This window comes from Corynebacterium urinipleomorphum, assembly GCF_900155535.1.
Classification (GTDB): Bacteria; Actinomycetota; Actinomycetes; order Mycobacteriales; family Mycobacteriaceae; genus Corynebacterium; species Corynebacterium urinipleomorphum.
In genome coordinates this window covers 277,625-290,364 of the sequence record NZ_LT706965.1, presented here as the reverse complement: position 1 = coordinate 290,364, position 12,740 = coordinate 277,625, and the positions used below count along the sequence as shown (strand labels likewise).

The following is a 12,740-nucleotide window of genomic DNA, read 5'->3' as shown; positions in this document are numbered from 1 at the left end:
CCACTTCATTGTGGTGAAGGATTGACGTATCCCTAGGCACGTCCGGTTCTACTGGGCCGCGCGGAGCGCACAGGCTGGAAGCGGCTGTTCTTCCGGAAACGCTCCCCGGTGATGGCCGGATCAACGCGTGTCTGGTTGTGACAAGGCCTAAGTGTAGCCCCAAACAAAAAGACCCGCCCCACAGGGGGCGGATCTCATCGGTTGAGCGCGGTGCTGAAGCGCTTACTTGTTGTTCACGTCGCCGCTCGGAGCGGAAGAGCCACGGGTCTCCAGCTCCTCGAGCTGGGACTCCAGCAGGGTCTTCAGGCGGGTGCGGTACTCGCGTTCGAAGGTGCGGAGCTCAGCGATGCGGGACTCGAGAGCGGTCTGCTGCTGCTTGACCGTGTTCATGATCTCGGTGTGCTTGCGCTCTGCATCAGCCTTCAGCTTGGCTGCCTGCTCCTCCGCCTGGCGGATCTGGGCCTCGGCGCGGGAGTTGGCGTCGTTGGTGGTCTCTTCGGCCTTGCGCTCTGCTTCACCGACGAGCTGGTTAGCGCGCTGCTCGGCGGCCTGGGTGGTCTCGGCGGCCTTCTTCTCCGCGTCGGACACCTGCGTGGTGGCCTTGGAACGTGCCTCTTCGGTCACGCGCTGGGACTCTTCCGCCGCCTCGCGGGTGAGACGGTCCGCGGTCTCCTGCGCCAGCTCCAGAACACGTGCGGCCTGGACGTGTGCGTCACCGGTCGACTGCGGCTGCTGCTGGGCGACCGGGCGGGAAATGCCCTGAGCCTGCGCCTGGGATGCCTCGTTCTTGAGTGCCTCTGCCTGCTTGCGTGCCTGGGCGGCTTCTTCGCGGGCGGAGCGGATCTCGGCGTCCGCAGCCTCAGCGCGGGAACGGGCAGCCTTTGCCTCGTTCTCAGCATCGCTCAAGCGAGCCTCGTATTCCTTGCGTAGCTTCGTCTCGATGTCCTGGCGGATAGCCCGCTCGTCCACCTGGTTGGCAGGCTGGCCCGCCGGTGCCGCTGCAGCCGGTGCACTCGCGCCAGAGCCGAGCTCCTCCACGCGGGCACGGAGATCGTCGTTCTCATCCTGCAGCTGGGCGAGAGTGTCTTCAACGAGGTCGAGGAACTGGTCGACCTCGTCTTCGTTGTAGCCACGCTTGCCAATCGGCGGCTTGCTGAAAGCGACATTGTGCACGTCAGCTGGTGTCAGCGGCATTTGCGTTCCCTTCAAGTAATGACGTTTTTTGCCAGCCCCTTAGAGGCCAGTGGCACGGTCTAGGCATAAAGCCTAGCTGACAGTAGTTATACCCTCAACGTTTACCCGAGGGTGAGTTTCAACGGGCCCGTTTTGCCAATCAAAATGCGGGGCCGCCTAGAAAATTCGCCGCAGTTCAAAGTTCTGCACCGCTACAGCATCACGCTTCGGATGACCGTTTGCAGAACAGCGAGAACGAGAAACAACACGATCACGCTGACATCCAGCGCGACCGCGCCAAGAGGCAGCGGTGGGATGAAGCGGCGGAGAAACTTGATCGGCGGATCCGTGACCACAAAGAAGAACTCTCCAACCACCATGAACCAACGTGGCGGGGCGAAGTGCTTCGAAAAAGACTGGATCATCTCGATGATCAGCCTGATGATCACGAAGAGCGTGTACAGACCGACAAGGGAATAGAGAACGGCACCGAGCATATTCACGGGACCCCACCCTACCTAGGCGCGTGCGCCAACTGAATTAACGGAGGTGCGCGGCGCGCTCGAGCTCGCTGACGGTGGTGCGGGCGTTCTCCGGAACGATGGCGAAGACGAGGTGCTCGTCGCCCGTGCGGGAGAGCTTGTGCATCTTGCCGCGCGCGGCGAAGCAGAGGCCTGCGGCGAAGTCGATCAGGCGCATTGCGGTTGGCTTGTCCACGTTGGACAGGTCCATAACCACTGCATCGCCGTCGCGGAACGGTTCGCCGATCTCCTTGGCGTCGTTGTAGTTGCGCGGACGGACGCTGATGATGGCTGCGGAGTAGTCGCGCGCCTCATAGCCGTAGTCGCGGTCGCGGGTGCGCGGCTCAGCCGCGGCGCTGGAACGGGAGTACGCGGTCGAGCCGGCTTCTTCGTAGGCGGGGTCGTCGTAGTACGGGTCGACGGCCGGGTCGTACTGGCCGAGGCCGAAGAATTCCTTGAGGCTGTTCGAGAAGGACATGCGCGTAAGTCTCCTGTTCGCGGGCGGTTTTAGGCAGTCGGTCTAGCGTTGTTCGTCAGCCTACGGGCCGTGTTCCTAACAGCCCGGTTCCGACACGCACGACGGTGGATCCGTGCGCAATTGCTTCCTCGAAATCGCCCGACATTCCCGCCGAGAGACGCAGGTCCCGGCCGAGCTCTTCCGCGTAGGAATCGCGGATGCTTTTCGACGCCGCGAACACCTCCCCCGCATCCACGCCCCGGGGCGGGACGACCATGAAGCCGTCGAAAAGCAGATGCTCCGCTTTTTCGACTGCGGCAACGACGTCTCTCACGAGCTCCCCATCGTCGTGCGGCACTCCACCGCGGGATGCGTCGTCGTCGAAGGAGAGCTGGATCAGGCACGGCAAAGTGTCTGTGGAGCGGTCGCCGCGCTCCAGAGCAAGCGCCATTCCGCGGTTCAGCCCTTCCGCGAGCTTCACCGAGTCGACTGAGTGAACTTCGCTCGCCCAGCGCGCAACGGCATTGGCCTTCTTCGACTGGATCTGACCGATCATGGCGAACGCTACGTTCACACCCGCTTCTGCGAGCTCCTCCGACTTCGCGCGTGCTTCCTGCTCACGGTTCTCGCCGACAAGGCCGACACCCAGCTCAGCGAGAATAGCCACGTCCGAAACGGGGTGAAACTTCGTCACGGGCAGAATGTCCACGCTGCCCGGCTCACGGCCGGCGTGTTCTTCAGCCGAAGCAACGGCAGCACGGAGCTCGTCGAGCTTCTCCGCGATTTCTTTGCGACGTTCCTCTGAAATCTCCATCAATTGCCCTCTCCCGTCAACCACACCACACCTGCTTGACGTCCCGTGGTCTTCTCCCGGCGGTAGGAGAAGAACGACTCGTCGGTCACGGTATCGCGCGGATCAGCGTCGATGTGAGTGACCCCAAGACTGAGCAACTGGCGGACCAGACCTGCACGGATATCCAGTCCAGGTGTGCCCTTCTTGGTGCGCATGCGCGAGCCTGGCAGGTGCGTTTCCACATCGTCGGCCATCTCTTGGGGCACTTCGTAGGACTCTCCCGCCGCTGCCGGACCCAGCAGCGCTTGGATATTAGCGGGTTCAGCCCCCAGCTCGCGCATTGTCTCCACAGTTCGGGAAACAATGCCGTTGCGGGCGCCGAGACGGCCGGCGTGCGCGGCCGCGACGACCCCCGCATTGTGGTCCGCCAGCAGCACTGGTACGCAATCGGCAACGAGCACGCACAGAGCGAGCCGCTTGCTTGTGGTCACGAGCGCGTCAGTCGCCTCGACCGGACCATTCTGCGGGCCGTCGACCACCGTGACCGTGTTGGTGTGAAGCTGCTCCATCCACACGAATCGATCGGGATCAAGACCAGCGACATCTGCGAGGCGCTTCCGGTTAGCCGCGACCGAATCCGGAGCGTCGCCGACATGGTCGCCGAGGTTGAACGAATCGTACGGGGATGCAGAAACCCCGCCCGCACGGCTGGTGAACAGCATGCGGACGGGGCGGCCGGTGGTGTCAATCATGACACCCAAGGCTACTACCGGAGGAAGTCCGGCACATCGAGGTCATCGTCGCCGCCGCGCGGCTCCTCGTAGCGGCGGGACGGGCGGTACTCGCGCTCGCGGTCGTGGTCGCGGTCCTGGTTGGTGAACAGGCCGCCGCGAGAATCGTCGTAGCGGTGGCGCGGCGTGTATTCCTCGTCCTGGGCTTCCTCGCGCCCAGCCGGCTCGAAGAGGGAGCTGGAGGACGGTGCCGGGGTCGGAGTCTCACCGGCGGCTGCAGGCTCAACCTTCACCTGCTGGGGCTCCACCGGCTGGCTGGAGCCTGCGGCGCCGGACTGGTCTGCAGCCTGCTCCTGGCCGGGGGCCTGCGGACGGGCGTTGGCCTTCTCGTCGAAACCGGTGGCGATGATGGTCACGCGGACCTCGTCACCCAGGTTGTCGTCAATAATCGTGCCGAAGATGATGTTGGCGTCTTCGTCGGCCTTCTCTTCGACGATGGAAGCAGCGTTGTTGACTTCCATGAGGCCCAGGTCCGATCCACCGGCGACGGAGATGAGCACGCCCTTCGCACCTTCCATCGTGGTCTCCAGCAGCGGCGAGTTGATGGCCTGTTCTGTGGCGGCCATGACACGGTTCTCGCCGCGGGCGGAGCCCACGCCCATGAGTGCTGAGCCGGCGTCTGCCATGACGGAACGGACGTCCGCGAAGTCGACATTGATCATGCCCGGGATGGTGATCAGGTTGGTGATGCCCTGGACACCGTTGTAGAGCACTTCATCCGCCGCGCGGAAGGCTTCCATCATGGACAGCTCGGCGTCGCCCAGCTGAAGCAGACGGTCGTTCGGGATGACGATGACGGTGTCGCAGACTTCCTTCAACGCGTCGATGCCCTCGAGCGCCTGGCGGGTGCGGCGCTTGCCCTCGAAGGAGAACGGGCGGGTGACCACGCCGATGGTAAGAGCGCCCATCTTCTTGGCGATGCCGGCGACGACCGGCGCCGCGCCCGTACCCGTGCCGCCGCCCTCGCCAGCGGTGACAAAGACCATGTCGGAGCCCTTGAGGGACTCCTCGATCTCCTGCTTGTGGTCCTCTGCGGAGGTGCGGCCGACCTCCGGGTTCGCACCAGCACCGAGACCGCGCGTTGCCTCGCGGCCGATGTCGAGCTTGGTGTCAGCGTCGGTGAACAGGAGCGCCTGGGAGTCCGTGTTGATGGCGACGAACTCGACACCCTTCAGGCCCTCTTCGATCATGCGGTTCACTGCGTTGACACCGCCGCCGCCGACACCGACAACGCGGATCATGGCGAGGTAGTTGCTAGGTGAGGTCATGGGTGTGTGCTCGCCTTTCAGATAACGGGGACGTGTGATTCAAAGACGCCTCCCATCATGACCAACTGCGGCGGCATTTCGGCGAATATTTCCGGCGTGTCGGTACCCTCAACCTCAACTTTAGGGTTCGTGACCTGGGGATTTCAGGAGAGAACAATTACTTCACGGTGACTTGCCGCGGATTGGTCACGTTGAATTCCTGGCCTTCGCGCTGCACGACAGTATCGAGGGCGAGGGCTTTATTCGCGTTGTCCTCGCTCGCTCCCCACACGACAGTCCTGTCATCCTTGAGATTGAGCACGAACTCATATTTCGACTTCGCTTCTATCGACGCCACAGCTCCCCGCCCAGCGTCGCTGAGAGACGCGGCGATGTCGACTGCACCCTTTCGAGCGGCATCGTCCGATCCTGCCGTTCCCGTGAGCTCCACAGCATTCTCGGGCGGGGTATCCACCGCGAATTCTTGGCCCTCGGGGTCAATGAGGTGAGCACCGTCTGAGCTCCCGACGAACGCGACTGCCTTATTTTCCTGCACCTCGACCAGAACGGTTGACGGCCACTTCCTCGATGCCGTCGCAGTCTTCGCCCACGGCAAGGAGACCACGTTAGATGCAGTCTCCCGCATATTCACCCGCGCTAACGGAGTGCCCTCTGCGACACCGGCAGCGGCGACAACCGTCTCCTCATCCAGCTGCTGATTCCCCTCAACCTCGACATTTTTCACCGCGAACAGCGGAGTGAAATAGACCACAGCCCACACGATCGCCAACAGAACCAGGCCAATAGCACCGATCCCGAGAATGCGGCGCCACGGAATGCCGCGACGGCCAGAGTCTTTCTTCCCTGAACGCGTCTGGGCGCGTCTCCGATCACGACGGTTCTTGTTCCGGCTTCCTGGGCGGCCGGCGGACGACACAGCAGTGGACATGACGGCTAGTTCTCTTCCTCGGCCGTAGCCAATGCCTCAAGAATCGGATCAGCCAGCATAGTCACAGTGCCGGCACCCATGGTGATCACCACATCTCCAGGTTGCGTCAATCCCGCAACAGTGGCCGGCGCGCGGGAATAGTCCGGCTGGTAGACAGTTTCGGTCGACTCCGCGATGTGCTCGGTGATGATGCGTGAGTCCACGCCTTCCACAGGGGCTTCACGGGCGCCGAAGATGTCGAGGACCACGGCGGCGTCGGCAAGCGAAAGCGCGTCCGCGAATTCCTTCGAGAATGCTTGCGTGCGCGAGTAGAGGTGCGGTTGGAAGCACACGACAACGCGAGCTCCATTGCCTTCGGATTCGACCTTCCCGCGTGCCGCGGAGAGAACTGCCTCGACCTCGGTCGGGTGATGGGCGTAATCGTCGTAGACCCGCGTACCAGCCTTCGGCCCGGCAGTGATCTCGCCACGAAGTTCGAAGCGGCGGCGCACCCCCGTGAAGCTGCTCAGCCCCTCGGCCAGCTTGCGCGCGTCAGCACCTGCGACAGCGCAGGCCAACAGCGCCGCGGCGGAATTGAGAACCATGTGTCGGCCCGGGACCGCGAGGTGGTAGGCGACCGCCCCGTCGATACCCCCCTGCGCCGCACTGTTCAGCTCCACTGCGACTTCGGTGACGTGGCCTTCGACCACCTCGTCGGTCACAACCGCGCCGGCGGTGATCTCCGGGTGGCGCGCGGCCGCTTCCGCCGTGCCGTAACCGAGCACTGTGATGCCGCGCTCGGCCGCGCGGACGCCGCAGCGCACGGACGCGTCGTCGTCGAGGCACACGACGAGCGTGCCACCAGCCGCGACGCGGTCCGCGAACTCGTCGAAGACCTGGTAATAGCTCTCCTCGCTACCGAAATAATCCAGGTGGTCCGGCTCGATATTCGTGATCACGGCGACCGTCGGCTTGTAGCGCAGCAACGACCCATCCGACTCGTCGGCCTCCGCGACGAAGATGTGCCCGCTGCCGTGGTGGGCATTAGTGCCCGCGCGGTTGAGCTGGCCGCCCACCGCGAACGACGGGTCCTCCCCCGCCGCTTGGAGTGCGACGACGGACATCGATGTCGTCGACGTCTTGCCGTGGGTGCCGGCGAAAAGCACCTGCGTGTAGCCCTCCATGAGCTCGCCCAACAGGTCCGACCGGCGGATGACGGGAATGCCCCGCTCAGCGGCGGACACGAGCTCTGGGTTGTCCTTGGGGATAGCGGCGAAGCTGGTCACCACGACTGTCGGCGGCTCACCCGCGAGGTCGAGGTTCTCGGCGGCGTGGCCCACAGCGATGTTCGCACCCTGGGCGCGCAGGGCCCGCACAGGACGAGAATCCTTCAGATCGGAACCGGTGACCACAGCACCGCGGTCCAGCAGAATGCGGGCGACCCCGGACATGCCCGAGCCGCCGATACCAATCAGGTGGACGCGGGAGAGATCGATGGGAGAAGTCATGATGTCCTTTCGCCGATGATGCGCCGAGCGATTTCCTCCACGGCGTTGCCTGCCCCCGAACCGGCCAGCGCAGAGCGCATGGCCTCAGCTGTGCCGCCGGGCTGGAGAATGCCCGTAACGGCGTCGACAAGGGCGTCGGGGGTCAGCGCGGCATCGTCGATACGCAACGCCGCACCCGCCTCGACGAGGTGCGCGGAGTTCAAGCCCTGCTCGCCGTTGCCGTGGGGCAGCGGAATGTAGATTGCGGGCACGCCGGCCGCGGAATTCTCCGCTACCGTCATCGCGCCAGACCGGCAAATCACTACATCTGCGACCGCGTACGCAGCTTCCATGTCCTCGATGTACGGCACAGCGGTGTAGTGCTCGTGCGGCTCCGGCGCGTCGTTCTTGCGGCCGTAGGCGTGCAGGACCTGGTAGCCGGCGGCGGTGAGGCGACCGACAGCCCCCGCAAGCGCGGTGTTGATGCTTCGGGCCCCCTGGGAACCGCCGGTGACCAGAACGGTCGGACGTTGCGGGTCGAGGTTCCACATTTTGTACCCGCGCTCGGCTTTCACGCCGTCTGCGTCCACTCCCACTCCGGGTCGCACAGGAACACCGAGCACCTCGCCGGGCATGCCGGAGCTGGGCACTGCGTTGAAACCTGTGCCGCCCAGTTTCACGCCGAGCTTGTTGGCCATTCCGGCTAAGGCATTGGTCTCAAGAACGTAGAACGGGATGCGCATGGACTTCGCCGCCAGATAGGCCGACGCTGAGACGTAGCCGCCTGTACCGAAGACTGCGTCCGCCTGCGCCTTCTTCAGTGCTGCGCGGGTCTGGGAGACGGAGCGCACCAGCTTCGCCGGCACGCCGAGCAGCTTTAGAGGCTTCTTGCGTGGGATGGGGACCGGCTGAATTAGCTCGAGCGGAAAGCCACGGGCAGGAACGATCGTCGTTTCCAAGCCCTTCTCGGTGCCCAGAGCAGTGACCTCCGCGCCGTACGTGTCGCGCAGGACCTCGGCCACCGCCAATGCTGGTTCGATGTGGCCGGCAGTGCCGCCGCCGGCCACCACGATGTGTCGTGCTGTCACGGGTGAATCAACCGCCTTTTCTATCCGGCGCGGCGGGTTTCGCTGTTGCTCCGGTGGTTCCGGTGATCCCGGTGCGCGCCTTGGTTATCGTAACGCGTTCGCTGAGCAGAGCGTTCTCCGGTGCGGGAGCCGGGGCGCGCACCGCCGCGGGAATCTGCGCGCCCAGAACGTGCATCGGCGCGCCCCCGTGCGAAAGTCGCCGGCACCGGCTCTTGGCGCCGGTTCTCCGGCACCGGGCTACGCCGCGCGGTGACGGGAACGCCGTAACGGTTCGCTTGTTCTTTCTTCGCGGGGCGTGCCGTACGCTGTCGAGGTTCGGAGGAACTGGGCTCCCGCAAGAAGAAGAGGCGGTCGAACAACGGGCGACCGTAATTCTGCATCGACGACACTGCCCCCGGCTCGTGCCGCGCAACGGAGGCGACCAAGCCCATCGCGCCAAGAGTGATCACGGCGGATGTGCCGCCGGCAGAGATCATGGGAAGCTGGATACCCGTCACCGGCAGGAGGCCAATGACGTAGCCGATGTTGATGAACGCCTGGGAGACGATTCCGGTGGTGATCGAGGCCGCGAGCAGCGCCTGGTACTGGTTAGCGGCAAGGCGTGCGGTCCGCAGACCGAAGAAGAGCAGCATGGTGAACAAAATGATCACCAATGCTCCGCCCCATAGTCCAAGCTCCTCACCGATGACGGCGAAGATGAAGTCGTTCTTCGCTTCCGGCAAGTAGAACCATTTCGCACGGGATTGCCCCAGGCCCACACCGAAGATCGAGCCATCCGCCAGGGAGAGGAAGCCCTGGTAGGACTGGAACGCCACGCCACGGGTGTCTTCGAAATGCCCGAAGAGCGCGTCGAAATAAACATGGAAACGCTGGGAACGGAATCCTCCAGCTGCCATGACACCAGCGAAAAGAAGGGCGCCGAAGGCAGCGACAACCCCGATGAATTTCCAGGAAATGCCCGCGAACACAAGGATGAATGCGACGGCGATGCACAAGGACACAGCCATGCCGAGATCGCCCTGCGCCGCGATGAGAACCACACAAGCGACAGCCACGACAGCGAACGGGACGAAACCGTTGGTCATGTCGAACATACGGCGCGGATCCTTATTAGCCAGGATCGAGGCACCCCACACGCAGATGGCCACCCTGGCCACCTCGGACGGCTGCAGCTGGAAACCTCCGATGTAGATCCAGGACTGAGAGCCGACCTCCGCGCGCCCGGTACCGATACCGGGAATGAGCACCGCGATGAGCAGAACGATCGAAATGCCCATCAGGATCCAGGCGATCTTCCTAATCCTTTCCGGCGGAATCTGCAGCGCGAGCCAGAACATGAACAGGCCCATGGACACGACAATGACCTGCTTGAGGGGCTGCGCCCACACGGAGGAGTCGTTCAAAGCGGACCATGTCATCGAGGAGCTGGTCACCATCACCACGCCGAGACCCGCGAGCACGAGAACGATCGTGCGCACCATCGTGTAATCCAGCAACGGGCGGGAATCCATCCACGCGTTCATGCGTGACAATGCCCGCGCCATGCCGGACGAGTATTGGCCCGCGTTCCGCTGGCGCGGTTGAGCGGGCCGCGACGCTTGTTTCACGTGCGGCGTACGGGGCTGTGGTGGCCGTGGTTGGCGTGGTGCTGATGTGGTCATTGTGTTTCACATTGCCTTACGCGTCGAGGTTTCCGTCGAGGGCGCGCGCGGACGAGGCGAAGATATTTCCCCGCTCAGCCATTCCGGAATACATATCCAGGCTCGCGGCGGCAGGGGCGAGAATCACCGAGTCACCTTGGCGCGCCTGTTGCGCGGCGAATTCAACAGCTGCTCGCATCGCGTCCTCGGGGTCGGTGCTCTCCGTCAGGAAGACGGGAATTCCGGGGGCATGCTTATCGACGGCACGCGCAATCTGTTCCCTGTCCACCCCCAGCAGTGCGACTGCCCGGAAACGGTGAGCGTGCTTTGCAACGAGCTCATCCACTTCAGCGCCTTTGAGCTGACCCCCGGCGACCCATACGACTTTGGATTGGTTGCTCCCGTTTCCGGTCGCAGCACCGCGCAGAGCTGAATCCGCGGCATGGGGGTTGGTGGCTTTCGAATTATCCACCCACGTCACCCCACCGCCGGTGTGCACCACTGCCCCGCGGTGCCCGGACACCTGGTATCCGTGCAGACCGCGGTGAATGTGTTCGGGCGAAGCACCCTGGGTGATGGCGACTGCGGCTGCCGCAAGAGCATCGAGCACTCCCGCTTGACCGGCAGGTTCAATGCCGTCGAGCGGGGTGATCTCCACCGGGGAGGCTGCCCCGTCGGCGCTTTCTCCAATGCGGCTGACAATGGTCCCGCCGATAATTCCGACCTGCCCCGCTTGCGGCTCGTTCAACGTGAATCCGATGATTCCGTCGCGTTCGGACCGGTCCGCATATGCGTGTACCTGGGAATCGTCGATACCCGCGACTGCGACGGAACTGCCGAAGACCTTCGCCTTCGCGCTGGCGTACGCGTCGAAGGACCCATGCCAGTCGATGTGGTCCTCAGCAAGGTTGAGCAGCACCCCGGCGTCCGGGGTGAGAGTATCCGACCAGTGCAGCTGGAAGCTGGAGAGCTCCACCACTAGAACATCGACACGCTCCGGGGCGGTCAGTGCATCCCCGACAGCCACACCGATATTCCCGCACGCGACGGCATGTTTGCCTGTGTAGGCCCCTGCTTCCTGCATGATGGCGGCGAGCATTCCGGTCGTGGTGGTTTTTCCGTTTGTGCCGGTGACCACGAGCCAGTCCCGCGGCGGCCCGAACACGCCGGCGCGGTCGAGGCGGAAGCACAGCTCCACGTCGCCGATCACGTCGCATCCGGCGTCCGCCGCCGCAACGAGCAAGGGCGAGTCGGGCCGCCAGCCCGGGGAGGTGACCACTGTCTGGTAATCACCAATTTTGCGCTCCGCGTCAGCCGTGGACACGCCGCCGAGGTAATGCGGCCCGGCGATCTCCGCGATCTGGGCGAGCTTTTCTCCGTTATCGTCCGCGACGGCGAAAGCAAGCTCTGTCCGGGCTAGAAGTTGCGCCGCACCCAATCCGGAAACGCCGGCCCCGGCAACCAGCACCGGTCCGGACACAGGGAAATCAGTCGTCGTCATGTCAAACTCACCCCGGTGGTGGAGAGCCATTCGGTGTAGAAGATGGCCAGGCCCAGAACGACCGCGATGGCGCAGATGACCCAGAATCGAATGACTACCGTGGTCTCAGCCCATCCACCGTTTTCGAAGTGGTGGTGGAACGGGGCCATGCGGAACACGCGCTTTCCTGTTGTCTTGAATGCGGCCACCTGGATGACGACCGATGCGGCCTCCATGACGAAGAGCGCGCCAATGACCACCATGAGTACTTCGGTGCGGCTAGCAATGGACACACCTGCGACGAGACCGCCGAGCGCCAGCGAGCCGGTGTCGCCCATGAAGATCTTTGCCGGGGCAGCGTTCCACCAGAGGAACCCGATGCACGCGCCCATTCCGGCGGAGCACAGCACCGCCAGATCCAGCGGGTCGCGCACGTCGTAGCAGCCGGCGCCCGGTGCCTGGGCGCAGGAGTTCCGGAACTGCCAGAACGTAATCAGGGTGTACCCGAACATCACCAACGCAGTCGAGCCGCCAGCGAGACCGTCGAGGCCGTCGGTGAGGTTCACCGCGTTCGACCATGCGGCGATCAGGAAGTACACGAAGATAAGGAAGAAGATCGTGCCCAGCACCGCGCCTCCGACGGCGATGTCGAACGTCTCGATGTCCCGAATGAAACTCAAGTGCGTTGAGCCCGGGGTGAGACCTGTGCCGTCCTGGGGGAATTGGAGCAGCAGGAAGCCGAAGATCAGCGCAATGGCGAGCTGCCCGACCAACTTAGCTGTCTTGTTCAGACCGAGGTTGCGGTTGAAAAAGAGCTTCAAGCCGTCGTCGGCGAAGCCGAGCAGACCGAGGCCCATGGTGAGTCCCAGCACGAGTAGACCGGAGGCAGTGAATCCACCATTTCCTGTGGCCATGCCCCAAAAACCGACGACTAGGTAGGCGACGAGAATGCCCAAAAGGATAGCAATGCCGCCCATCGTCGGGGTGCCGCGTTTGCGGATGTGCGATGCGGGTCCGTCCTCACGGATCTCCTGGCCCTTACCAGCCGAGGTGAAATAACGGATGAGCAGCGGTGTGGTGAAGATGGCGACGAGGAAGCTGATCGCCCCCGACATGATGATCTGGGTCATGATTG

12 protein-coding genes are annotated in these 12,740 nt (G+C 63.8%); all 12 read right to left on the bottom strand.

The window, feature by feature from the left end; translation table 11 throughout:
• Positions 1–222 precede the first annotated feature (222 nt).
• On the bottom strand, positions 223–1,194 hold the full coding sequence (wag31, locus tag CZ338_RS08535) for a DivIVA-like cell division protein Wag31 (protein WP_087117811.1): 972 nt from the start codon (positions 1,192–1,194) through the stop codon (positions 223–225).
• 191 nt (positions 1,195–1,385) lie between these two features.
• Entirely contained in the window at positions 1,386–1,670 is a 285-nt protein-coding gene (locus tag CZ338_RS08530) for a YggT family protein (protein WP_204211928.1), read from the bottom strand.
• Positions 1,671–1,713: 43 nt separating this feature from the next.
• Positions 1,714–2,172: a cell division protein SepF gene (locus tag CZ338_RS08525; protein WP_087117809.1), complete on the bottom strand. Its 459-nt coding sequence runs from the start codon at positions 2,170–2,172 to the stop codon at positions 1,714–1,716.
• A gap of 55 nt (positions 2,173–2,227) precedes the next feature.
• Positions 2,228–2,965 carry a YggS family pyridoxal phosphate-dependent enzyme gene (locus CZ338_RS08520; RefSeq protein ID WP_087117808.1) on the bottom strand — a complete coding sequence of 246 codons (738 nt, stop codon included), beginning with the start codon at positions 2,963–2,965 and terminating at the stop codon, positions 2,228–2,230.
• Positions 2,965–3,696 (bottom strand): peptidoglycan editing factor PgeF, encoded by a 732-nt coding sequence (pgeF, locus tag CZ338_RS08515; RefSeq protein ID WP_235839514.1) that lies wholly within the window; start codon positions 3,694–3,696, stop codon positions 2,965–2,967. The genes CZ338_RS08520 and pgeF overlap by 1 nt, the downstream gene beginning before the upstream one ends.
• 14 nt (positions 3,697–3,710) lie before the next feature.
• The gene (gene ftsZ / locus CZ338_RS08510; protein ID WP_087117807.1) at positions 3,711–5,003 is read right to left on the bottom strand and encodes a cell division protein FtsZ; all 1,293 of its coding nucleotides are present in this window, start codon (positions 5,001–5,003) and stop codon (positions 3,711–3,713) included.
• 157 nt (positions 5,004–5,160) lie between these two features.
• Positions 5,161–5,931: a cell division protein FtsQ/DivIB gene (locus CZ338_RS08505; RefSeq protein WP_087117806.1), complete on the bottom strand. Its 771-nt coding sequence runs from the start codon at positions 5,929–5,931 to the stop codon at positions 5,161–5,163.
• 5 nt (positions 5,932–5,936) lie between these two features.
• Positions 5,937–7,418, bottom strand: a complete 1,482-nt coding sequence (murC, locus tag CZ338_RS08500; protein ID WP_087117805.1) for a UDP-N-acetylmuramate--L-alanine ligase — start codon at positions 7,416–7,418, stop codon at positions 5,937–5,939.
• The gene (murG, locus tag CZ338_RS08495; protein ID WP_235839513.1) at positions 7,415–8,485 is read right to left on the bottom strand and encodes an undecaprenyldiphospho-muramoylpentapeptide beta-N-acetylglucosaminyltransferase; all 1,071 of its coding nucleotides are present in this window, start codon (positions 8,483–8,485) and stop codon (positions 7,415–7,417) included. The genes murC and murG overlap by 4 nt, the downstream gene beginning before the upstream one ends.
• Before the next feature lie 20 nt (positions 8,486–8,505).
• Entirely contained in the window at positions 8,506–10,029 is a 1,524-nt protein-coding gene (locus CZ338_RS08490) for an FtsW/RodA/SpoVE family cell cycle protein (protein ID WP_087117803.1), read from the bottom strand.
• A gap of 133 nt (positions 10,030–10,162) precedes the next feature.
• Entirely contained in the window at positions 10,163–11,626 is a 1,464-nt protein-coding gene (gene murD, locus CZ338_RS08485) for a UDP-N-acetylmuramoyl-L-alanine--D-glutamate ligase (protein ID WP_087117802.1), read from the bottom strand.
• Positions 11,623–12,735, bottom strand: a complete 1,113-nt coding sequence (gene mraY / locus CZ338_RS08480; protein ID WP_087117801.1) for a phospho-N-acetylmuramoyl-pentapeptide-transferase — start codon at positions 12,733–12,735, stop codon at positions 11,623–11,625. The genes murD and mraY overlap by 4 nt, the downstream gene beginning before the upstream one ends.
• Positions 12,736–12,740 lie beyond the last annotated feature (5 nt).